Below are 21,778 nucleotides of genomic sequence, written 5' to 3'. Positions count from 1 at the left end.
ACCGCCGGGCGCCAGTTGCTGCTCGCCTTGCAAGAAGGGCAGCGGCAAGGCGAGCATCGCACAAGCTATCACGCCTTTATCCAGGTCATCAGCGGACACCTCATCTTCACGCTGGAGCACGAGCGTATCAGCATGCGCGCAGGAACGCTGTTGCATTTAGAGCCGCGCGTGGCTCATAGCGTTGAAGCGCTGCAGGATAGCGTCTTTCTGATCACCATGATTGGGGCAGGGGCTCCTCCAGAAAGCGAAGCAGCAGAGCCTGCCAGCGAGCCACAGCGAGTGTCAGAAGGGGGTGAAGGCTGATGTCAGCGGCAGACGCTACCTCCCTGACGAGCGCAGCCAGCGCCGGCAGAGAGCGCGAACGATCGCAAGAGCCGTTCGAGCGTGTCTCTCCGCTGCTACGTGCCGCTCTCCTCATCGGGAGCGGCGGCGGGTTCCTCCTGGCTGCTGTGCTCACCGTGACCCAGGCCCTGCGTCTACCAGCGGGGAACTGGTGGAGTGCCCTGGTCCAGGCCCACGGCCATCTCCAGCTCTATGGCTGGGCGGCACTCTTTGTCATCGGTGTCTCCTTCCACTTCCTGCCACGTCTGCGCGGCACGGCCCTCCCACTACCGCGGCTGGTCCCCTGGATTCTCGGCCTCCAGGTTGGCGGCCTGCTCCTGCGGGTCCTCGCCCAGCCGCTGCTCGCCCTGACCGGCACGGTTCCCCTCCTCTGGAGGTCAGTGCTCGTCGTGAGCGGCGGCAGCGAGGGGCTGGCCCTAGTGCTGGCCGCAGCCGAATATCTCCTGCTCCTGCTCCGCGGTCCGGCCTTGAGCACGCGCAAAGCCTTTTTGGGCATTGCTCCCTTTATTAGCCTGGCCGCGCTGGCCCTGGGAGCGGCGGCCATCCTGAACCTGGTCAACATGCTCCAGGCAGCCACCCAGGCCGGTCTCGCCCCTCAGCCTGGCGACGAACTCAACATCAGCCTTGGCCTCTTCGGCTTCCTCATTCCCTTTGCCCTGGCTGTCTCCGCCCAGTCGCTGCCCATGTATGCCGGATTAGAAGCCTTCCCGCGGCCTATTCTCTGGCCACTGGCCGGCGGCTATGAGCTTGGCCTGCTCCTCCTCTGCCTGGGTCTGGGACTCGGCGAGGGAGCCGACCCGGCCTCAGCGCCCGTCGCCTGGCCGCTTCGTTTTCTCGAAGGGCCAGGTTTGCTGCTCATGGGCGGTGTCATAGCTGGCTTTGTCGCAATCTTCATCAGCATGATGCGCCGGCGTGGACGGCTACCAACCCATGTGGCGGCCCTCTCCCCGGCGCCGGAAGCCCTGGCCCGCTCCTATCGCCGCCATACCGTCCAACAAAACCAGGCTTACGGCCCCTTTGTCGCCCTGATCGCCAGTGCCTATCTGTGGGCCTTCTTCTCGGCCCTGCTGCTGATCAGCGCGGGCCTCATTCTCCTCTGGGGCAGCCCGCTCCCCTTCAGCCTCGACGCAGCGCGCCACGGTCTGGCAATGGGCTTCATCACCCTCCTCATCTGCGGTATCGCCCCGCGGATGGTCCCCGGCTTCTCTGGCAGCCGGATCGCCACCCCCCAGCTTGTGGCGGCCACTCTCTGGCTTGGCAACCTGGCCACCGTCCTGCGCATTTTTCCCCTGCTCCTGGCCGCACCACTCGGAAGCCTCTGGTCCGGCAACCCGCTGCTTCTGAGTCTGCTCTTCGGCCTGTCTGGTCCAACGGGACTGGCCACCATCGTCTGTCTGGCCTGCAACCTCTGGCCAGCCTTGCGCAACGGGAGAGAGAACGTCTAAACGCCCCTTCCTTGCTTGTTCATGTACCAGGCCAACGAGAAGGAAGAGAGAGACAGGGAGACTTCGACCAGCAAGCAAGAGGGGCAGGAAGTGAGCCGGGTCTCCGGCTGGCTATACAAACAAAGGGGAAAGGAGGAATAGACAAACGACGAAGAACCGCCGGATAGCGGGCGCACGCACGCACGCTCACTCACTCACTCAAGCGGTCAAACGAGTAAACAGCAGCCCCGTGGCCTGCACGAGGAGGAGCAAGGTCGATCAGGGCGACAGGCGTTCTCACTCACCCCTCTCCCTGCTCCAGCGAGGGCGTGCCAGGGGCTAGGGGACCCAGTGGCAGTGAGGAGAGAGACGCACTACGAGCGACTACAGCTATTTCTTGCTCTGTACAGCTTCGTTCAGTTCCTTGCCGGCGGAGAAGCGCACGCGGTTCTTTGCGGGCACCTGAATGGTCTGACCATCGCGCGGGTTGACGCCCTTGCGCGGCGCGCTCTTGCGTACCTTAAAGGAGCCGAAGCCAACCAGGCGGACCTCATCGCCGGACTTGAGGGCATCGCGAATCACGTCCAGCGTCGTTTCCAGAATGATACCCGCCTGCTTCTGAGAGATATCGGCCTTCTGAGCGATGCGCTTGGCCAATTCCTGACGGCCAATCGTCGCAACTTCCTTCTTCTTCGCTGTTGCCATGGAGACCTCCTTACAACACAACTGTCGATGCAAGGCCGCTCCCGGTCTCGGCCCCGAAGACGCCGGGCCAGTCAAGCGGCATGACAACCTCACTGCCAAATAGAATATAGCACGCACTTTTCCGAAATACAAGCGGCTCGTCAAGCTTCAGAGCTAGATTCTGGGCTTGAATCCGCCTGGGAAGCCAGTTCATAGCGAGCGAACAAGTAAAAAATTGGCTTCCCAGGCGGGTTGACAGCTCCGCCATAACCAAAATTCCTAGACGGCGGCGTAGAGAATCAGGCCGTCATCTGTGCGCTCCTGCTTGACGTAGCCGCCCAGGCGCAGGTGCTCCAAATGGGAGAGAATCTCAGCTACTGCCATACGACGCGCCTCATCGCTCTTCAGGCGGGGGCCGAAAACCTGCTCGGCGAGCTGATAGGCATGCTGGGGGCGCCGACCGAGCAGAGACAAAATCTCCAGCTCGCGCTGAGCGTGGTGTCTGATCAGCTCGCGCACGCGGCGCGCCAGATGGTGGAACGGCTCGCCATGACCCGGAAGTACCAGGCTCGCCGGAAGATGACGCACTTTTTCCAGCGACTGAATGTAGTCCCCCAATGGATTAGCCCGATTGTACTCCGAATAGAGGCCGATATTTGGGGTGATGCGTGGCAGTACATGGTCGGCAGCCAGCAAGAGGCCATCGCGCTCGCGGAAGAGCACAATATGGCCGTCTGAATGACCGGGCGTCCAGATGACGCGGTAGTGCTCCCCAACCAGAGTAATTTCAGCGCCATCTTCGACGTGGGTAATGGCCTCAGCGGGGGGCACGCGAATGACAAAGTTCACCACCTCCGGCGGCAGCTGCGAGCTGACCGTCGGCTCCAACGGTGGCATTCCATGCGGCCTGAAAAACTGATTCGCCTGAGCGAACGAGCGCTGCTGGCTGCGCTGGTCGCTGCGGCCATCGCGCCACATCGCCTCCATAATGGAGGCATCGATGGGATGCATATAGACCGCGGCGCCGCTCTGCTCCTGCAATTCTGCCGACAGGCCAATATGGTCAGGGTGATGATGTGAGAGAACCAGGGCCCGCAGATCCCGCAGCTGCAAGCCGGCACGCTCCAGCCCCTCAGCCAGAACGGCCCGGGCCTCGGGCGTCCCCATCGCCGCATCCACCAAAGCCCAACCATCACGGCCTACCAGGGCATAGACATTGACCGTGCGCAAGGGGAAAGGAATGGGCAGCGTGATCTTCCAGACGCCACGAACGACCTCTTCGGCCCCTGGCGTCAGCTCGGCGGGATGCTTGGGGCGCTCACCAGCCGTTGCACGGTGCTTCTTATCGTCACTCAAGAGAGTCACCTTCACTCGCTGCTCTCTCCAGCCGGGCAGATCGCCAGCGGCTCGCCCATGCCTCTTCTGCTCCTCTGCCACACGACTGGAGCCTCGAATAGAGGGACAAACAGACACAGAAACGCTCAATCTTCGCCAGAAAGCGACCACCGGCTGTCAGTACCAGCGGCTCCCCATCGGATCGGAGCCGCTGTCTGGCGGGCAGGCCAGTGCTCACGCCGGTGGCTTTATTTGTGATTGTAGGCGCCGCCTTATGGTTGTGTCAACCGAAAGACAGGGGGGCCTCTCCAGGAAGAGCAGAGGTCTCAATGCGGCGACTGCCAGCCTGGCACAGTCATCGCTGCACCCTCCGGCCCGCCGTAGCGGCGCAGCAGTTCGGCGCGCGACATCCACACCTCCTTGGGATAGCGGCCATAGGTGGTGCCGCGAGCGAGACGAGCCCGCCCCTGCGGATGATAGAGGAGCAGCAGGCCAGTCATAAAAATGCGATCGGCCCGGCTCCACAGGTTACGCGCTCTCTCTCGCACGCTAAAGCCCAGGCGAGGCGCTGCCTGGCCCAAGAGCGTCACCCCATAGACAGCGCGCACCTCCGCGCAGGCCGGCGTCTGCAGCCAGGCTGCCAGGGCGCGCAGATCGGCTCGCATCAGACGCAGCAGCTCCCAGGGAGAACTCCGCAGGGCGGCATCGCGCAGGCGCCGATTGGCAAAGTGCAGCTCCACCAGCCGATCACCGCGGTCGATGCGCGTTCCATCGGGCAGCACAAACGGACGTCGGCCATGATAGCGCGTGAGGCGGGCCTGAAAGAGGCCATAGGGAGCAGCAGGCACCGGCTCAATCCCAAGCACAGCGAGCGTCAACTTCTCCCAGAAGGTCCAGAAGCGCATGATCCCCCGCGCCTCGCCAGCATGCGTCTCACGCGCCAGCAACCAGAGAGGATTGACACGGCCCCGTGGTCCCCGTCTCTCCTGAATCGAATGAGCCGCCGAGGAGGTAGCAGCAGTGGCAGGGATCGACGTTGACGTCCTCAGTAACCTTCCTCCTCCATCAGGTGCCTGCTCCTCAGCTTCGCTTTCCGACGGCTCCGCCAGGACAGGCTGCTGGCGCCGCTCGCGCACCCGTAGCACCAGAACAGCCCCGAGCAGGAGGAAGAACGCAGCCAGAGCGAAGACCAGGCGATAGCCCAGAGCTGTCTGATCATGACCAGCAGCCATACTGATGACCAGGCTACCAATCAAGGGAGCAAGCGTTAAAGGCAGGTTCGATGAGGCGCCCCACAGGCCCAGATCCTTGGCGGCCACCTCCAGCGAAGGCAGCGCATCAATCGCCAGGGCCCAGTCAACGCTGGTATAGGCTCCGTAGCCAAGGCCGAAGAGCAGGCCCAACGGCCAGAGCGGCAGCGCCGCCGGCGCCACCACAAAAGCCAGAGCTGGCAGCCCCATAATCAGCGTAGCCAGGCAGACGAGCGGTGCACGGCGAACGTGATCCGAGAGCAGACCCAGGCCCAGCGTACTCAGCAAGGCCCCCACCAGTGCCAGCGTGGCCACAGCGGCAGTCTGCTGCACAAAATTGGAGACGTGCGCCACATTCGCAAAGTAGTACTCGATAAAGGTCATGAATAAGTACAGCCCCATCATGACGCAGAAGCGCGTCAAGAAGACAGTTGTAAAATTGGAGCTGCGCCAGGGCGCGACCCAGTTGCTGCTCAGCCAGCGACGCAGCCTCTCCCAGGAGCGGAGCCGGCTTTCGGCCAGGGTCCCCGGATGATAGGGCAGCTCGTGCACCCCAAAGGCTGTCACCAGAATGCCCAGCAGCATAACCAGATCGGTCACCAGGTAATAAATCAGCGCGCCGTGGGTGATCAGAGAAGCGCCGAGCGATCCCAGGCTCACCCCTCCGAACAACCAGGCCGCCAGCCCCAGGCTGCCGACGTTGCCCAGGATCGTCATCAGGCCCATGTAGCCGGAAGCCTCGCCGCGCTGGTCCTCCGGCACCAGATCGGGCAGCACGCCCTGATAGGCCGCCCAGACAACGTTGCTGGCGAACTGGAAGAGCGCCAGCCCTGTCACCAACAGCATTGCGTTCACGGCACCCGCCAATAGCAGGGCACTCACCAGCGTCAGCCCCCCACCGACCACGATATAGGGTCGTCGCCGTCCAAAGGGGCTGCTGGTGTGATCAGAAAGCAGGCCAACGATGGGGGGCACCACGAGCGAAAAAAAAGCGCCCATCGCTGACAGCCAGCCCAGAAAGGTTGCCTGCTCGGCGCTGCCTGCCTGGCCCGGAGCCACAAATAGCAGGATCTGCGTCGGGACCACAATCGGTAAGAGAGCAGCAGATTGGATGTTCAGCCCAAGCCAGAGGAAACTAAGAACGAGCTGTTCACGAACCGTCAGATGATGCTGAGAGATACGTGCATCCATACAGAAGACCGCCTTTATGTCCTGCTGCAGGGCCGCGAGGAGAGCGGCTCGTGCTTTTATTATACTATCTGGCCGCCTGCCTGGGTCAGATCGACAGAGGCCCAGAAAGAGGTCGCAGACAAAAACCATCAGTGCTAGAATAGGGGAGGTGAGAAGAACAGTAAGGAGGATCAGAAGGAGCATGCATCGTTGAAAGAGTAGATACATCCATCTACCTATCCATCCGACCTGATCCTATGCTGACTATAGGAGGCTTTTCCATGAGCCAGAGTGACACTGATTTGCCTCAGTTCTGTGGCCAATGTGGTCACCGCCTCCACAGCAGTGGAGTCTGCATCAATCCCCAATGTACCCTTTACAATCAGCGTATCGTCGACCAACTCAACCAGCTAGCCCCCAGCGACATCTCGACAGTTCTCCAGACCAATCAGCCTCCCATGCCACCCTCTGCCCAGAGCGCAAGAGGCCAGACGGCGATACCACCACCGCCACCCGATATGAGCTGGCAAGCAACGATTGCCTCTTCGACGCCTATCCCGGGCAGAGACCAGCGTACACCGTCCTCGACCTTTACCCTTCCAGCTACTTCGTCATCCCCAGCGCCAGCGAGCCGGCGTCAGTCACACGGCCTCTATATCGGCCTCATTGTATTGCTGAGTCTACTGCTAGTGATTTCGCTGACCTTCAATTTCATCGGGGTGGGCGGCAGTTCCCAACCGAGCACATCCACATCCTCCAATGTACAGGCTGGAACTACCCAGGGCAGCCAGAGTCAAGGGTCGACCCCCCAGCCAGCGCCTGGAACCATTCTCTGCCAGGCCGATGCGGCTCACGGTTGGAAGGGCTGGACCGGCTCTGCCGACTGGAAAGTTTTCAACGGTCAGTTACTGAACGACGGCACAAATGAGGATGATTCCCTGCAGCCGACGATTGGGGCGCCTTGCTCGCTCGACGGCATCACCAACTATGCAGTAGAAGCCACCCTTCAAATCATCTCCTTGAATGACACCTACAACGATGGCTTTGGCATCACCGTGCGCGGCGACCCCACACAGAACCCCTGGCGCGGCTATATCGCGGGGATCACCTATAGAGAGTTCGACGACAACCCCTACCAGGCGATCATCGCCGCTAACAACCGCCCCTCCATCAGCTCCAACAGTCAAGCCCTGGCAACGGTCCCATTCAACCCAGGGAATCACAGCCACCTTTACCGTGTCGAAGTCAAAGCAAACAGCCTGAAGCTACTGATCGACGGCGGCCAGGAACTGGCAGTCACAGATAATCGCTATCTCACAACCACCCAGGTTGGTCTCTCCTGCTTCGGCTTTCAGCTCATCATCACCAGCTTTAAGGTGACCAGCCTATAACAGACCGCTGCTGCCGAGCCAACAGGAGCGAGCGGCGCGGCGACAGAGCGAGCTGAGCTGGAGCAGCGGCCCCCTATCCTAGCCAGCGAGAGGCCAGCCGGGGCCAGGGGGGAGCAGCCCCTCTGGCCCCAGGAGTCCATGAATGCTGCCTACAGCAGTCGGGCATCACTCATGGACCGTCGCACTCTCCCAGCGGCAGTCAGTGGGTTTCAGCTGCTGCACAAGGGCCGTCAGCCCATCCAGATCATCGACATCGTCGCGGTAGACTACCCAGGCCCGCACCGGCTGGCTGGCCTTCTCGCCCTGGCCGTCAGCGCTCGGGCGGCGGTAGAGAGCCAGACTAATGCGCGTGCCATTTGGGAAAAACTCCTCCTTGACGCGCGCCAGCTCCTCCCAGCGCAGGGCCACCGTTTCGCCGCGCTGACTACGCTTCACAATCTCCTCAGCACTCACGATGATTGTAAAAGGCTGTGGTGCAATAATCCAGAGATAATAGATAAAGCCAGCAATAAAGAGCAAAGCCGCAATAGTACTACCGACCGCCGACAGGCCCTCGTGCAAAGCAATCAGCAGCACCGCCAGCGTAATCGCCAGCAAAGCCGCGACAGTGACTGCCCGCTTCATAGGGCTGAGGCCCCGCCCAACAAAGGTACGCGGCTCAGCCAGCGAAGATGAGACCATCGCCCTCCCTCGCAGATTGCCGAAATGGTGGGGCAGGCATCGCCCGCCAGCCCTGCTACTGGCAGACGATCTGCATCCAGATTCTGCACCAATTGTAGCGGTCAGCGCTCCTCTGATGCAAGCAAGAGATCAGCCAGCCAACCAGCCAGCCAGCCAACGAGCAGTCAGAGCAGAGCAGAGCAGAGCAAGCCGGAGTCTGGGAAGGCAGAGAAGCGCTGGCCAGCAGAGGTGAGACAGCCATCCTAACGTACTTTGCGCGAGACATTTCTTATGATATACTGAAGCCGCTGTCTCGTTCATCTAGAGAGCACTGCCTGTAACAAGGGAGTAATCAGAATTCACAGAATTCCTGGAATGGCCCACCCCGCCGGCGGGCAGGGCGAGGCAGCGCCAGGGTGTGAGTGGGAAAGCAACAGAAGCAGGGCAGCGGAAGCACAGGCGAGCTACCCAGTTCAGTTCAATCCAGTCTAGCCCAGGCAAGGCAAGGTAAGAGTCGAATGAAGCGCAGCCTGACCCTCTCTGTCTTGCTTTGCGCTGTTCTGTTTTGTGTCAGGCCCTGCCCACACCGGCAGCACCAGGCAAGCCCGCAAGAGGAGACAGGAGCGTGTCTACAGAACGCAGCAGCCAGGCGCCGCGGTCCACCGGTAAGCTGTTAGCCACTCAGGGCTATGTCGTAGGGGTCGAGATCAGTGGCAGCGGCACGCGGCAATCAGTGGCCCTGGCCGATCTGGACGGCAACATTCTCTACCAGCTGCGCCGCCCTCTGGAGTATATTCCCGATACGACGACGTTGCTCCAGCTGCTGGAGGCCATGCTTGGGGAAGTGCTGGACCCCGAGCGCCTGCGCGATGGGCGCGTGTTGCGCGTGGGCGTCGCCGTTGGCGGGCCAGTCGATGCCTCACAGGGGATCGTGCGGACGCTCTACCATGCGCGTGGCTGGGATAACTTTCCGCTACAGGACTACCTGGCCGAGCGCCTGAACGTTCCTTGCATCATCGACAATAACGCGAACGCTGCCGCCCTGGCTGAGGTGCTCTATGGAGCCGGGGTCGGGGAGCGGGTGGCCCTTTACGTCGGGCTAGGCCGCGGAATCGGCGGCGGCCTGATCGTCAACGGCCAGATCTACCACGGCGTGACCTCGACAGCGGGCGAGATCGGCCATCTGCTGGTGATGCAGAACGGGCCGAAATGCTCCTGCGGCGGCTACGGCCATCTGGAAGCCATCGCCTCCGCTCAGGCCATCGTTCGCACCATGATCGGTCGCGCCGTCGAGCGCCCTGCAACGTTGGCAGCCATCCACCGCCTGACCGACGGGCGGGCCGAGCGCATCACTGTGGGGCAGATCTTTCAACTGGCCGCAGAGGGCGATGAGGTGGCTCGCTGCCTGATCGACGAGGTGCTGACCTACCTGGCCTTCGCTCTGGCCAATATCGTTCATCTTGTCAATCCCGGTATGATCATCTTAGGCGGGTCGGTCGCGCTCGTGGGGGAACCGCTGATTACCCCCCTGCGCGAGCGTCTGCGCGCGCTCTGTCTGCCCGCAGCCAGCCAGCATCTGCGCATCGTTCAGGGCAAGCTAGGCCCCCAGGCGAGCCTTGTCGGAGCAGTGACGCTGGCTCTCCAGGATCTGTAATCGCTTTGATTGATAAAGAGGCATCGATTGTGGAAACAGGCCGGGTCATTTGCAGGCGTTACCTGCTGCGACGCTTGATTAAGCAGGGACCTTTTTGCACCGTCTATCAGGGCCTGGACCAGGTCCTGCAGCGCCCTGTCGCTGTCAAGGCGGTGCCCCCGTCGCAGGTGTCTGTCTACCGCACCGCCCTGCGCATGACAGCTCAGTTTTCCCACCCGCATATTGTGGGCCTCTATGACATTGTTGGCGAGGGCGATCAGCTCTATGTGGTCCAGGAGTACGTCGAGGGCGAGGACTTCGCCGCCCTCCTGCAGCGCCAGCTCTCCCCTCTTGAGGTGATCGAGCTTGGCTGTCAGCTCTGCCAGGCCCTGGTCTACGCTACCAGCGGAACACGCCGCGTCTGCCACGGCGATCTCACGCCCTCCGCGATCTTGCGCGATCGGCAGGGCTTTCTGCGCGTCAATAATTTCGCTCTCCCCAGCGATCTCGCCTATTTCAACGCCTGGAGCGTGGTCGGCGCCGCCGGCATCGTGCTCTCCGATCAAGAATTGCCCTGGGGCCAGGCCAGTGAGGGCCGCCTCGACGATGATACCCGCGCCGCCGGCCTCTTGCTCTACCAGTTGCTGGCAGGACGCCCCGCCGGCGCGACAAGCGTCGAGCCACCTCCCGATGGCCGCTTGCGCTTCCTGCGCGCTATCCCCCCAGAGCTTTGCGATCTCATCGCACGCGCGGTCATGCGCGATCATCCCCAGCATATCAATAGACCCGAAGCTCTCTATATGGAGCTGAAAGCATTGGGGGAGGCTCTGGAAACCGCCGTCCCTGCCTCGGTTGCAGTGGCCGCGCCGGCAGTGGAAGAGAGCGCGCTCGCCCGCCCCTTCACACCCACCCCCCTGCTGCCGGAAACCGATGGTCAGTCCCTTCCGTCGCTGCCCGGCGGTGAAGGTGGGCGTCGCCTCTCCTCTTTCGCTCCTCCCACGCCTTCCGCTGGCCTCCAGCCAGGTTCCGCACTGGAGCTATCGCCGGCTTCGCCAACTGTCGCCGACAGCTCGCTGAAGGTGACTCCCGCTCAGCCCCATACCCCCCTCTACCCCTACACCGGCACACCACCCTCAGCTCGCCTTAGACCAGACCTGGGGCTAGGGCCGGGACAGGAACAACAACAACAGCAACACATTCCCTTCCTGCTGCTGCTGGTCTGCGGCCTGGTGATCTTCGCCTGCTTCTTTGTCCTGGGCTTCTTCTTGAGCACCCTCCTGCTGCATTAGAGCAGAAAAGAACAACGAGAGGAACAGCAGGTCACAGTGCCAGGGAGAGGGAGAAAAGGCGAGGTGGATCTCAACGCTGCCGTGCGATGCTCCTGGTCTCGCCCGGCTGGTCAGCCAGCCGAGGCCGGCCAGCCGGCTCTGGAGATGGCGAGACGCTTCGGTCCTTTGCCTTCACTACTACACTTACTTACTTACTTGTTTGCTTAGACTCCACAGACTGGCTGATCCATTCCAGAAGAACGGTAGGCATAGGCCATCTGTGGGCTGTTGTGGGCCAGCCCAACCTGTCCCGCAGCATCGACAATGATTAAGCCCCCTTTACCACTGGCTTTGGCGCCCAAGACGGAGATGGCTGCCTGAGCCGCGACCCCGGCACTGGCCCCCAGCGCCACAAAATCGGCAGCACGCCGCGCCAGCAACAGGCGAACAAAATCTTCTCCCTGGCCGGTGCAGGAGACAGCCGCATGCTCGTCGGCATAAAAGCCGCAACCGACGAGCGGGGTATCACCGACGCGCCCGGGATACTTTTGAAAGATACCTCCCGTAGAGGTGGCTGCTGCCAACAGCCCCGACTCATCGAGAGCCACCGCTCCTACCGTGCCATGTCGCTCCTCCTCCAAATGGATACTGGTCGCGCCGACCTGGAGGCGATAGTAAGGAGGCTCCCCCTCATCTGAGGCAAACATCGTTGTGGCCACCTCCAGACGGTAGAAAGGCGGCTCCTCCTCGTCATCTTCATCCGCCTGGCTCGCGACGCCCCGCTGCCCCTCGCGCCAGCGGCGATACTGATAGTCAGTCAACAGCTCTTCGGTACGGCAGAGCGGAATCCCCTGCTCCAGGGCAAACTGCTGGGCCCCATGTCCCACAAGCAGAACATGGGGACTCTCCAGCACCCGTCGCGCCAGCGTGATCGGATTCTTAATGCCTTCAACAGCGGCCACCGCCCCCACCTGCAGGGTGCGCCCTTCCATGATGCCTGCATCTAGCTCGATCCGGCCATCTTGTGTCAAGGTGGCTCCCGTGCCAGCATTATAGACTGGATTATCTTCTAAAGCCCGCACCGCCGCCTCGACCGCATCGAGAGCCGAGCCTCCTTGCTCCAGAATGCGCCATCCCAGCTCAGCTGCTTCCCGGCAGCCGGCTTGTGCGACCGCGGCCCGCTCGTCGGGGATCGAGCCGGCTCCTCCATGAACAACAATGGCGATAGGCATCTACTCCTGTGCTCCTCATTTCCAACAGATTCATAGCTCTGAGTGCATTGTATCACGCAGTCCCCTTGGGCTTCGCATCCCCAGACCGCAGAGGCTATCTCCTGGCCGGCCAGAGTCCCTGCCGGGGCCAGGCTGCCTGTGCGCCGCCAACCTCGATGGAAGAGAAAGAGGATTGACAGCGTCCACTAATCCTGCTATAACAGAGCGAACATCACCGCTCACCAATCGTTTCAAGCTGACAGGACAGACAACGTTCGTCAAGTAACCTGGACGGACCAGGAGTTCCCACACAGCAGTCAGTAAGGAGAGCAGGCATGACCCAGCCTCTGAGCGGCATTCGTGTACTCGACCTCTCCCGCCTCTTGCCTGGAGGCTACGCTTCCCAATTGTTGGCCGACTTTGGAGCTGATGTCATCAAGGTCGAAGAGCCTGGCAGCGGCGACTACGGACGGCACATGCCCCCCCACGGTCCCGGCGGTATGGGCCTGGCCTTTCTGGCAGTCAACCGGAATAAGCGCAGCCTGACGCTGAACCTCAAGTCTGAGGAGGGCCGGGCCATCTTCCTGCGCCTGGTACGCAGCGCCGATGTCCTGCTGGAAAGCTTCCGCCCGGGGGTCATGGCGCGCCTCGGCCTGGGCTATGAGCAGCTCCGTGAGATTCGCCCCGAGCTGATCTACTGCGCCATTAGCGGCTACGGCCAGGATGGACCCTACAGCCAGCGCGCTGGCCACGACCTGAATTATCTCGGCTACGCCGGGCTGCTGCACTACAACCGCGATCAAGAGGGGAGGCCGGTCATGCCCCCAACCCAGCTAGCCGATCTGGCCGGCGGTGGCCTGATGGCCGTGATCGGTATCCTCACAGCCCTCGTCGGGCGCAGCCAGACCGGTCAGGGACGCCTGGTCGATGTCTCCATGACAGAGGGAGCGATGGCCCTCCTCCCCCTGGCCATCAGCGGCTACCTGACAACGGGCCAGGCCCCCCAACCTGGACACTCTCCCCTCGATGGTGGCCTGCCCTGCTACAATATTTATGAGACAAGAGATGGGGGCTACATTACTCTGGCCGCCCTCGAACCGAAATTCTGGCACGCCTTCTGCACGCGCATCGGCCACCTGGAGCTGCTGCCCTTCCATACACCCGTCGGCCCCGAGGAGCGCCAACAGGCGATCGCCATTCTACAAAGCATCTTCAAAACCAGAACACGCGATGAATGGCTGGCCGAGCTGGCCGATCTCGACGCCTGCGTCGGGCCGGTTTATTCTCTGGAAGAGGCGCTCACTGACCCCCACACACAGGCCCGCGGGGTCGCCCACATGAGCGAAATCGCCGGCGAACCCCTCGGCACCCTGCGCCCTTTCCCGCGTCTCTCCGAGACGCCCCCAGAAGCGCGCTTCCAGCCGCCACAGCTGGGTGAGCACAGCGTCGCGCTCCTGAGCGAACTGGGCTATAGCCAGGAAGAGATCGCCTCCTTCCGCACGCGGGGCATCATTTGAAGAGAAGCCAGCCAGCCCTCGCTGGTCCTGACGCAGCACCAGCAACCTGGGAACAGAGTGGGCGACGGGGCCGCAGCGAGCAAGCGATCAGACAGACAAGCTATGGGCAGACAGCCCAGTCTATGTGATACACTAAGGGAGAGAGAGCACAGCGGATATGCAACAAGGGACTCCAGAGGGAAGAGAGGAGCCAGGCCAGCGCCTCTGGCAGCGTCTGCCGCCTAATCCCCTCAGCGAGCTGCGCCAGGTTGCTGAGGAACAAGAGCGAGCAGGTCAGGCGCTGCTCCGCCTGGAGATTGGCGAGCCGAGCTTTCGCACCCCGCCCCACATCACCGCAGCCGCCCTTGCCTCCTTGCAGGAAGAAGCCCAAACCTACGGCCCATCCTGCGGTTGGCCCTGGCTGCGCGAGCTCCTGGCGGAGAAGATCAGGCGCATCAACGGCTATGAGGTCTCGCCGGCCAATATTGGGGTGACCGTCGGTGGAACGGGCGCCGTCCAGCTAGCGCTGCTGGCAACTGTCGAGGCGGGCGACGAGGTGCTGCTGCCCGATCCCGGCTGGCCCCACTACTATCGCCAGCTTGCCATTGTCGGCGCCAGGCCCGTGCCCTACCCGCTCGATCCAGCCAGCGGCTGGCTACCAGACCTGCCTGAGCTGGAACGCCGGGTCAGTACGCGCACGCGCCTGCTGATCATCAACAGTCCAGGCAATCCAACAGGAGCCGTCTTTCCCCGGGACGTGGTCGCGGCCCTCTTGGACTTTGCCCGCCGCCATCGACTGCTGCTACTCTCAGATGAATGCTACGATGAGCTTGTCTTTGAAGGCGAGCATGTTAGCCCCGCTACGCTGCTGACCCCAGCGGAGCGCGAACGGGGAAGCTTCATCGGCGTCTATAGCTTTTCCAAAACATATGCCATGACCGGCTGGCGCATCGGCTATCTGGTCGCGGGCCAGACTCTCATGCGCAGCCTCAGCCAGGTGCTCGATGCCAGCTATACCAGCCTGCCGCTGGCGACCCAGCGCGCCGCGGCAGCAGCCCTGCGCGGACCACAGGACTGCGTCGCCCAGATGCGCACCGCCTACCGCCAGCGCCGCGATCGCGCAGTGGCACTACTGAAGCGCTACGGACGCTACGAGTATACACCGCACGGCGCCTTTTACATCCTGGTGAAAACCAGCAGCCAGCAAGACCGCGGACACCGGAGCAACAGCAGCGCCAGCGCGCAGCCCAACGCCTTCGCCCTGGAACTGCTCCGCCAACGGAAGGTGCTGGTCGTACCAGGAAGCCTCTTCGGCCCCCAGACCGTTGACTACGTGCGCGTCTCCCTGGGAGCAGAGGAGGAGACCATCGAGCAGGGCCTCAGCGCCATCTGTGAGCTGTGCGAGGAGAGAGAACACGCGCCAGGAGTCGGCGAGGCGCGTAAGCACAGCAAGGAGTTAGAAAAATACTAAACAAGAAAACAAGGAAATAAGAGCACGAGCGCATCGGGCCCGGCGGGTCGCCTGCCTCCTCAGCGTTACTTATAGGCTACCACGCCAAAAGCCTCCTGACGCGGCACCACCCGCGCAAAGCCGGCTTCCTGCAAACGGCGGGTTACCCCCCGCAGGGTAATGCTACCCGCACGGCTCTGCAGGTCGCCCACATAGTGGAAGAGGCGCCCCCCGCCGCGGAGCACCCGATACAGTTCGCGATAGAAGGCACCCGAGTAGAGTTCGCCAGCCAACTCGAAGGCCGGCGGATCGTGGATAATGCGCGAAAAATACTGATCGGGAAAGGTCGGCACCAGCTCGCTGGCATCGCCAAGCATGCGGCGGATCTTGGGGTGATGGAAGAGATCCTGTGACCAGGGATTCAAGCGGGCCACCTCCTGAACCGCAGGATCAAGCTCGATGGTAATCACCTCGTCGGCAAAGCGAGCCGCTTCGATGGCGGTATACCCCAGGCCAGTGGCCGTGTCCAGCACGCGCCCGCCAATGGGCGCCAGTGTGCGCATCTTGAGGCGCGTGTCCTCCAGCGGATCAACCTCCTTCACCCGGTGCATGACGAAGCCAGCGATCAGCAGGCTGGGCACCCCCCGCGTCGGATAGAGACTACAGGGGCGATTGGTCACCGCTGAGAAGGTCTGAATGGGCCGCACGGAACCATGTTCCAGCAGAAAACAGCTATTGAGCGCAGAAGCGATGCGCTCAACATCATCCCAGCGCAACAGCTCGCCCGAAGGGAAGAGTACCCCCTCTTCGGTCAAGGCAACCGTCACTTGGGAGAGGCCCAGGTCAGGCGAGAGTTCCCACTGCCGCCTCCCCTCCCGACGAGCCTGCAAAAGAGGGGCAACCTGGACGTGTGATAAGACAACGTGTAGGCTGGTGACCACAGGTCGCAGTTCCTCGATATTGAATGGTAGGTGTTGGCGCGAAGATTATATATGGGAGCAAGCTTCAATGCAAGGGGGCCATTTTGACTAACTAAGAGTCTTACTCCCAGGGGCATTTATTGCCATTCGGGTAGACAGCGAGTATAATATCTTTCAACATTTATTGTACCTGCATCGGTAATCGCCGTCTGCTAGCAGGTTCCCCATCAGGCCATGCAGGTGGTAAATGCGCAGCAATAAATCGATAAAAGATGGAAACATAACAAGGGAAAACATATGAGTGGGCAACTCAGCATCATTCTGGTGCCACATACCCATTGGGACCGCGAGTGGTATCTGACCTTTCAGCAGTTCCGAATTCGACTGGTGCAAACCATAGACAAACTGCTGAATATCATGGAACAAGACCCTGCATTCAAGCACTTCATGCTCGATGGGCAGACGATCGTGCTTGAAGACTACCTGGAAGTGCGGCCCGAGCAGGAGGAGCGTCTCAAGCAATACATTGCTGAGGGGCGCATTCTCATCGGTCCCTGGTATCTCCAGCCCGATGAGTTTTTGGTGAGTGGCGAGTCATTGATTCGCAATCTGCAGACGGGTCTCAGGCAGGCGAGGCGATTCGGGGAACCTATGCGCGTTGGCTACCTGCCTGACTGCTTCGGTCATATTGCGCAGATGCCACAGATTCTGCAAGGTTTCGCTATTGATAGCGCGGTTCTCTGGCGAGGTGTGGGCGATGAGGTCAGAGAAAGTGAATTCTATTGGGAGGCGCCAGATGGCACCAGGGTTCTGGTGGTTTACCTGCCCGAGGGCTATGGCAACGCGCGCCTGATGCCCCTGACTCCCGATGCCTTTATCACCCGGCTGGAGATAGTCGTCTCGCAGCTGCTCGATCGTACTCCCACCACAACGGACACGCTGCTTTTGATGAACGGCTCCGACCATCTGGAGCCGCAGCAGGGCCTGCCGGCAACTATTGAGGCGGCCAATAAGCTGCTGGGGAACATCTCGCGCTCTGGTCACAGCAATCATCATCAGTATGAAGGTATCCGTATTCAGATTGGCACCATCCCCCAGTACATCGAGCAGGTACGCCAGCGTATCGAGCAGCAGCAGCGCCAGCTTCGCCGCCTCACAGGCGAGTTGCGCAGCAGCCGATATGCTCATCTGCTCCCTGCCGTTCTTTCGACGCGCATGTGGATCAAGCAGCAGAATACTGCTCAGGAGCACCTGCTCCAGCACTGGGTCGAGCCGCTGACGCTTTGGGCCTGGAAGCTCGGCGATGACTATCCGCGCGGCCTGATCAATCTGGCCTGGAAATACCTGCTGCAGAACCAGCCGCACGACAGCATCTGTGGCTGCAGCATCGATCAGGTCCATCGCGAGAATAGTGTCCGCTTTGCGCAGTGCCAACAAATTGGCGAGGCCCTGCTCACGCGGGCCTTGCAGCGGGTCACTGAGAGCATGCGCACGCTGCCGCCGCCGTCCTTGGCGAATCACGGGCAGAGGCCTTTCCCGATCGTGGTCTTTAACATGGGACCAGGGCCGCGCAATGCTGCGGTCTCCGTCGAGGTCCATATCGCCGAGTCGCTGCAGCGCGCGGTTCTCGTCGATGAGAACGGTCGAGCATTGCCCTTCCGGGTGTTGGGTGAGCACCGGCGGCGCATCGGTAGCCAGATGATCCAACGTCAGGCCCTGGCCCGTATGCAGGCCGTGGGTACCTTTGACCGCCCCGGCCAGTTCCTGGCACTGACTCACGACACCATCAGGATCGCGATGGGCATTCCCGATGATCCCGATGAGATCGTCGATCTGCGCGTCCTGCCCGCCGCTACTCCCGACCTGCGCCGTATCGAGATCGCTCTGGCGCCTTCCAATTTGCTCAAAGGCGACCGCGAGCGCCTGCTCGCCAGCGAGCGAGAGGTGCTGCAACTGCTCCAGCATGAGGAGATCAAGGCGCTGGAGTTCGAGGTCTTCGAGCTGGCCCAGCAGAAGGTCGAGCTCCTGGCCAGCGAGCTGCCGCCCTACGGGGCTAAAACCTACTGGCTCTATCCGGCGGTTCAGCTCGACCAGGTTCCGCCGCTGGAGCATGCCACCCTGCGCTGCGGTCCGCAGTCGATCGAGAACGAGTTTTACCGCGTCGAGGTGGATGGCGAGCTTGGTACGCTGACTGTCACCGACAAAGAGACGGGCGCCGTTTTCCGCGGCTTGCATCGCGTTGTCGATGGCGGCGATGTCGGTGACCTGTATACCTACTGTCCGCCCACGCACGATACGCTGATCAGTACGCCGGCCCAACCGCCACGCATCGAGCTGTTGAGCGCCGGTCCGGTGCGCGCCGCCCTGCGTATTAGCTCGCTCTGGCGTCTGCCAGAGAGCTGTAGCGATAGTCGCGATCGCCGCAGCGAGCGCTTCGTCGACTGTCCGATCGTCAGCGAGATCTCGCTCTACCCGGGAGTGCGCCGCATCGATATCCATACGACGGTGGAGAATAATGCGCGTGACCACCGTCTGCGGGTCCTCTTCCCGATCCCTTATACAATAGAAAGGGTGGCCGCCGAGGGAACGTTTGAGGTGCGCCTGCGTCCGGTGACTGCTCCTCGCCCGGAGAACGTCAGCGAGTGGGCGGAGGCGCCCGTCAATACCTTCCCCCAGAAGCGCTTTGTTGATCTCAGCGATGGTCAGCTCGGCCTGGCGGTCCTCAACCGCGGCCTGCCGGAATACGAGGTTGTCCAGAGCGGGCCGGGCCTGGCTTCGGGAGAGATGGCGCTGGCTTTGACCCTGCTGCGCTGCGTCGAGTGGCTCTCGCGCGACGATCTCTCAACGCGCCAGGGTCCCGCCGGCCCCATGTACTATACCCCCGAGGCGCAGTGTCCTGGCCGTCATGAATTCGACTATGCCCTGGTGCCACACCGCGGTACGTGGGAGGCCGAGGATGGCCTGGTGCTGCGCGAGGCGCAGGCCCTCAATCTACCGGCCCGCGCCACGGTAACCAGCCAGCACGATGGCCAGCTTCCAGCCTGCGCCTCGCTGATCGAGGTCTCGCCCCCTGAGCTGGTGGTCAGCGCCATTAAGCGCTCGCTCGATGACCAGGGCTGGGTAGTGCGGGTCTATAATCCGCTCGACCACGAGGTCGAGGCAACTTTCCGCCCCGGTCTTGTCGCCAGCCAGGCCTTTGTGGCAAACTTACTGGAGGAACCGCGTGAGCAGCTTGGATGGCAGGGAGGTCAGGATAGCTCATCGCTGCAGAATACACCTCCTATCCGGCGACAACTGCGCGCCGGGGAGATCGTGACGCTGCTGCTCCGTTAGGCCATGCTTCGGTGAGTCCTTACTCAGCAGCAGCATCGACAGGATAGCACAATAGCGAGGCTGCTCTGCTCTGCTCTTCTCACGGCAGCCTCGCCTTGCTCAGGTCTGCGCCCGCCTTGCAGGGCAACGGTCGAGAGCTGAGCAGGGAACGACAAACCTCAAGGTGAGGTACAACAGGAAGAATTATAGCGGGGCGGCCCCAGCGATAGCGCCGCACAGATGGGCGCTCGCTCGACCGCCCCGCCACAGGATCATTCTCCCCAGCAGGCCAGCCCTGGGGGGAGTACTGGAAGTCCTGGAAGGAGCAACATTCAACCGGGGATGTCCGTTGTAATTGTGTGTACTGAGCTATGTCTATTCTGAAAGGGGCCTTCATCCTGTGAACGCGCAATCTCTTAGCCTTATCCTTGGAGCTACCCCCAGTGGGGGCGGCCTGCTCACAACCCTGCAGAACGCACTGGGGTTCATTATCAGTTTTTTTCTGGCTTTCTTCTTTGTTTTCTGGATAAGCTTAATCATCTGGACATTCCGCGATATTCGTTCCCGCTCTCAGGACCTGGCTACTCAGGTCATTGCAACCCTGCTGGTGGCAGTCTTTAATGTGGGTGGACTGCTGATCTACCTGATTCTACGCCCTCGCCAGACTCTGGCAGAGATCTATGAGCGCCAGCTGGAAGAGGAGTCGCTGCTGGCCGAGATGACCGAGCGCCAGACGTGCACCAATTGTCACGCCCGCGTGGAGTCGGATTTCCAGATTTGCCCCTCCTGCGGACAGAAGCTCAAGCGGCCTTGCCCGAAGTGCGAGCGTCTTCTTGAGCTGCGCTGGTCGTTCTGCCCTTACTGCGCGACGAATTTGATGGCTATGCCTATGCAGGGTATGCCCAGCGTTCCCGGCGTCTCCGCCGTGCCCGGCGTTCCATCGATGCCAGGCGTAGCCGGCATGCCCCCCAATCAGCCGCCAGGCGTTCCGATGAGCGGGCCGCTCGGCGGTAACCGCTTCTAGCCCTGGTTCGCAGCTTGTGCCGCTCGCTCACTTACTCTTTCTACACGCTGTTTTGGCTGGCTGCGTGGCTGAGTAAGTGAGTACAGGCATCGTCGAGCGCGCTTGCTTGAGTTAAGAACAGCGATCGCTGAGGAGACGATGGATTGGCCTGGTTTTGGCTTTGCCACTCCCTGGTTCTGCTGTCCGGCCCGCGTCGCTCCGTCGTTCGTCTGTCTGTTTATCTGGCGCCTTTCCCCTCGCATGGTGAGTGCTGCGCTGGCTCCCAGGCACTAGCTCGGTATTCCCTGCTCTCCCGCAGGCCACGTGACCGGTGAAGAGCCGCCTGCCCAGTCAGTCGATCTGGCCAGACGGCTCCTGTCCCATTTCACTCAGCCCTCTCTCGTCTCGACCGCTCATTGGCTTGCTTACACCGATAGCAGGGAGGGAGAGCAGGAGAGGGGGAGCTGGCAGGTCACTCGCTGTGAGCCTTGCTCCCGCGGTGGGCTGCTCGCTTCGCCCAAGTCCTGCCTGGGAAGAGGTGGGCGCTCCTGCTATGAGCACCAGACAGGAGGGAGAGGGAGAGGCAGAGAAGCAGCTGAGCCAGCCGGCAGGAATGAGGGCCTGATCCGCCTGACAGCGAGACTGAATCAGCAGGCCGCACCCGCCACCTGCCAGCCCGCCTTCGCTCTAGCAGTGGTTAATCTGTCCATCTTTGATTGGCCCAACGCCTTGCATGTGATATAATAAGAGGGACACCAAAGGGTAACTTCGTTACCACATTGGCTTCTCTCTTTCAGAAAGAACAGATAAGCAGCAGCATAGCAGCTGAGATCTTTTCCTCACAGAGCCTGTCTCCTCGCCCTGGTCAGCAAGAAGGAGCTTGAGACCGCCAGGCGCACGCTTCCAGACGATGCGCAACCGAAGACTGGATGGCACTGCGCTGGCTGTGGCTGAGCCCAGCAGACCAGAGAGGAGCGGGAGTAAGGCAGCAAATCAAGCGAGCAGTAAGGTCTTTGACGAGTGTTGCCTGTCCGTCTCTCTGTCCAGCCTGGGTGGAATACACCAGTGAGCCTGAGTGCGGCTTTGGCAAGTGAGCAAGCGAGCAAGCAGGCAGAATGGAGAGGCGAGGCCCGTGCCTTCGCTTCACTCCTGAGACTGCCGCTGGCTCACTCCAGCAGGCGGCGAGAACAGACCGACCCGCCCCTTCATCCGTGACCCGGGCAGAGGCG

15 protein-coding genes are annotated in these 21,778 nt (G+C 61.7%); 9 read left to right on the top strand and 6 right to left on the bottom strand.

What is annotated here, in order from left to right; translation table 11 throughout:
• Together BGC09_RS19675 and BGC09_RS19670 are read left to right on the top strand one after the other, a co-directional pair.
• Positions 1–303 (top strand): cupin domain-containing protein (locus BGC09_RS19675; RefSeq protein WP_069805922.1); only part of this gene is annotated, 303 nt, incomplete at its 5' end.
• Entirely contained in the window at positions 303–1,787 is a 1,485-nt protein-coding gene (locus BGC09_RS19670) for a hypothetical protein (RefSeq protein ID WP_069805921.1), read from the top strand. The genes BGC09_RS19675 and BGC09_RS19670, both read left to right, overlap by 1 nt.
• A gap of 369 nt (positions 1,788–2,156) precedes the next feature.
• Here the strand turns inward: BGC09_RS19670 and BGC09_RS19665 are convergent, their stop codons facing one another.
• The 3 genes from BGC09_RS19665 to BGC09_RS19650 form a co-directional block, all read right to left on the bottom strand.
• Positions 2,157–2,471 carry an HU family DNA-binding protein gene (locus BGC09_RS19665; protein ID WP_141727869.1) on the bottom strand — a complete coding sequence of 105 codons (315 nt, stop codon included), beginning with the start codon at positions 2,469–2,471 and terminating at the stop codon, positions 2,157–2,159.
• 258 nt (positions 2,472–2,729) lie between these two features.
• The gene (locus tag BGC09_RS19655) at positions 2,730–3,887 is read right to left on the bottom strand and encodes an MBL fold metallo-hydrolase (protein WP_176728986.1); all 1,158 of its coding nucleotides are present in this window, start codon (positions 3,885–3,887) and stop codon (positions 2,730–2,732) included.
• Between the two features lie 224 nt (positions 3,888–4,111).
• Entirely contained in the window at positions 4,112–6,226 is a 2,115-nt protein-coding gene (locus BGC09_RS19650) for an MFS transporter (protein WP_069805919.1), read from the bottom strand.
• 260 nt (positions 6,227–6,486) lie between these two features.
• Between BGC09_RS19650 and BGC09_RS19645 the strand changes: the two genes are divergently transcribed.
• Positions 6,487–7,596: a hypothetical protein gene (locus BGC09_RS19645; RefSeq protein WP_069805918.1), complete on the top strand. Its 1,110-nt coding sequence runs from the start codon at positions 6,487–6,489 to the stop codon at positions 7,594–7,596.
• 165 nt (positions 7,597–7,761) lie between these two features.
• Here BGC09_RS19645 and BGC09_RS19640 read toward each other — a convergent pair whose 3' ends face one another.
• Entirely contained in the window at positions 7,762–8,277 is a 516-nt protein-coding gene (locus BGC09_RS19640; protein ID WP_069805917.1) for a hypothetical protein, read from the bottom strand.
• 604 nt (positions 8,278–8,881) lie between these two features.
• On the opposite strand from BGC09_RS19640, the gene BGC09_RS19630 reads away from it, so the two are divergent.
• Both BGC09_RS19630 and BGC09_RS19625 read left to right on the top strand, forming a co-directional pair.
• Entirely contained in the window at positions 8,882–9,910 is a 1,029-nt protein-coding gene (locus BGC09_RS19630) for an ROK family protein (RefSeq protein ID WP_069805915.1), read from the top strand.
• A 5-nt stretch (positions 9,911–9,915) separates the two neighbouring features.
• Positions 9,916–11,178 carry a protein kinase domain-containing protein gene (locus tag BGC09_RS19625; protein WP_176728985.1) on the top strand — a complete coding sequence of 421 codons (1,263 nt, stop codon included), beginning with the start codon at positions 9,916–9,918 and terminating at the stop codon, positions 11,176–11,178.
• Positions 11,179–11,381: 203 nt separating this feature from the next.
• Here BGC09_RS19625 and BGC09_RS19620 read toward each other — a convergent pair whose 3' ends face one another.
• Positions 11,382–12,389, bottom strand: coding sequence for an isoaspartyl peptidase/L-asparaginase family protein (locus BGC09_RS19620; protein ID WP_069805913.1), 1,008 nt, complete (start codon positions 12,387–12,389; stop codon positions 11,382–11,384).
• A 314-nt stretch (positions 12,390–12,703) separates the two neighbouring features.
• Here BGC09_RS19620 and BGC09_RS19615 point away from each other — a divergent pair, with 314 nt between their 5' ends.
• Both BGC09_RS19615 and BGC09_RS19610 read left to right on the top strand, forming a co-directional pair.
• The gene (locus BGC09_RS19615) at positions 12,704–13,885 is read left to right on the top strand and encodes a CaiB/BaiF CoA transferase family protein (protein WP_069805912.1); all 1,182 of its coding nucleotides are present in this window, start codon (positions 12,704–12,706) and stop codon (positions 13,883–13,885) included.
• A 157-nt stretch (positions 13,886–14,042) separates the two neighbouring features.
• Positions 14,043–15,335 carry a pyridoxal phosphate-dependent aminotransferase gene (locus BGC09_RS19610; protein ID WP_069805911.1) on the top strand — a complete coding sequence of 431 codons (1,293 nt, stop codon included), beginning with the start codon at positions 14,043–14,045 and terminating at the stop codon, positions 15,333–15,335.
• A gap of 65 nt (positions 15,336–15,400) precedes the next feature.
• Here the strand turns inward: BGC09_RS19610 and BGC09_RS19605 are convergent, their stop codons facing one another.
• Positions 15,401–16,255 carry a class I SAM-dependent methyltransferase gene (locus tag BGC09_RS19605; RefSeq protein ID WP_069805910.1) on the bottom strand — a complete coding sequence of 285 codons (855 nt, stop codon included), beginning with the start codon at positions 16,253–16,255 and terminating at the stop codon, positions 15,401–15,403.
• Positions 16,256–16,531: 276 nt separating this feature from the next.
• Here BGC09_RS19605 and BGC09_RS19600 point away from each other — a divergent pair, with 276 nt between their 5' ends.
• Positions 16,532–19,567: an alpha-mannosidase gene (locus tag BGC09_RS19600; protein ID WP_069805909.1), complete on the top strand. Its 3,036-nt coding sequence runs from the start codon at positions 16,532–16,534 to the stop codon at positions 19,565–19,567.
• A gap of 379 nt (positions 19,568–19,946) precedes the next feature.
• Positions 19,947–20,570 carry a zinc ribbon domain-containing protein gene (locus tag BGC09_RS19595; RefSeq protein WP_141727868.1) on the top strand — a complete coding sequence of 208 codons (624 nt, stop codon included), beginning with the start codon at positions 19,947–19,949 and terminating at the stop codon, positions 20,568–20,570.
• Positions 20,571–21,778 lie beyond the last annotated feature (1,208 nt).

Source organism: Thermogemmatispora onikobensis (assembly GCF_001748285.1).
Taxonomy (GTDB): domain Bacteria; phylum Chloroflexota; class Ktedonobacteria; order Ktedonobacterales; family Ktedonobacteraceae; genus Thermogemmatispora; species Thermogemmatispora onikobensis.
The sequence above is the reverse complement of the archived record's forward strand: the minus strand, read 5'-3'. Positions and strand labels throughout refer to the sequence as shown.

Bases quoted from the DNA above. Each gene is read 5' to 3' on its own strand.
- BGC09_RS19645 (WP_069805918.1), top strand. From the start codon at position 6,487: ATGAGCCAGAGTGACACTGATTTGCCTCAGTTCTGTGGCCAATGTGGT.
- BGC09_RS19620 (WP_069805913.1), bottom strand. From the start codon at position 12,389: ATGCCTATCGCCATTGTTGTTCATGGAGGAGCCGGCTCGATCCCCGAC.
- BGC09_RS19670 (WP_069805921.1), top strand. From the start codon at position 303: ATGTCAGCGGCAGACGCTACCTCCCTGACGAGCGCAGCCAGCGCCGGC.
- BGC09_RS19665 (WP_141727869.1), bottom strand. From the start codon at position 2,471: ATGGCAACAGCGAAGAAGAAGGAAGTTGCGACGATTGGCCGTCAGGAA.
- BGC09_RS19650 (WP_069805919.1), bottom strand. From the start codon at position 6,226: ATGGATGCACGTATCTCTCAGCATCATCTGACGGTTCGTGAACAGCTC.
- BGC09_RS19610 (WP_069805911.1), top strand. From the start codon at position 14,043: ATGCAACAAGGGACTCCAGAGGGAAGAGAGGAGCCAGGCCAGCGCCTC.
- BGC09_RS19600 (WP_069805909.1), top strand. From the start codon at position 16,532: ATGAGTGGGCAACTCAGCATCATTCTGGTGCCACATACCCATTGGGAC.
- BGC09_RS19640 (WP_069805917.1), bottom strand. From the start codon at position 8,277: ATGGTCTCATCTTCGCTGGCTGAGCCGCGTACCTTTGTTGGGCGGGGC.
- BGC09_RS19615 (WP_069805912.1), top strand. From the start codon at position 12,704: ATGACCCAGCCTCTGAGCGGCATTCGTGTACTCGACCTCTCCCGCCTC.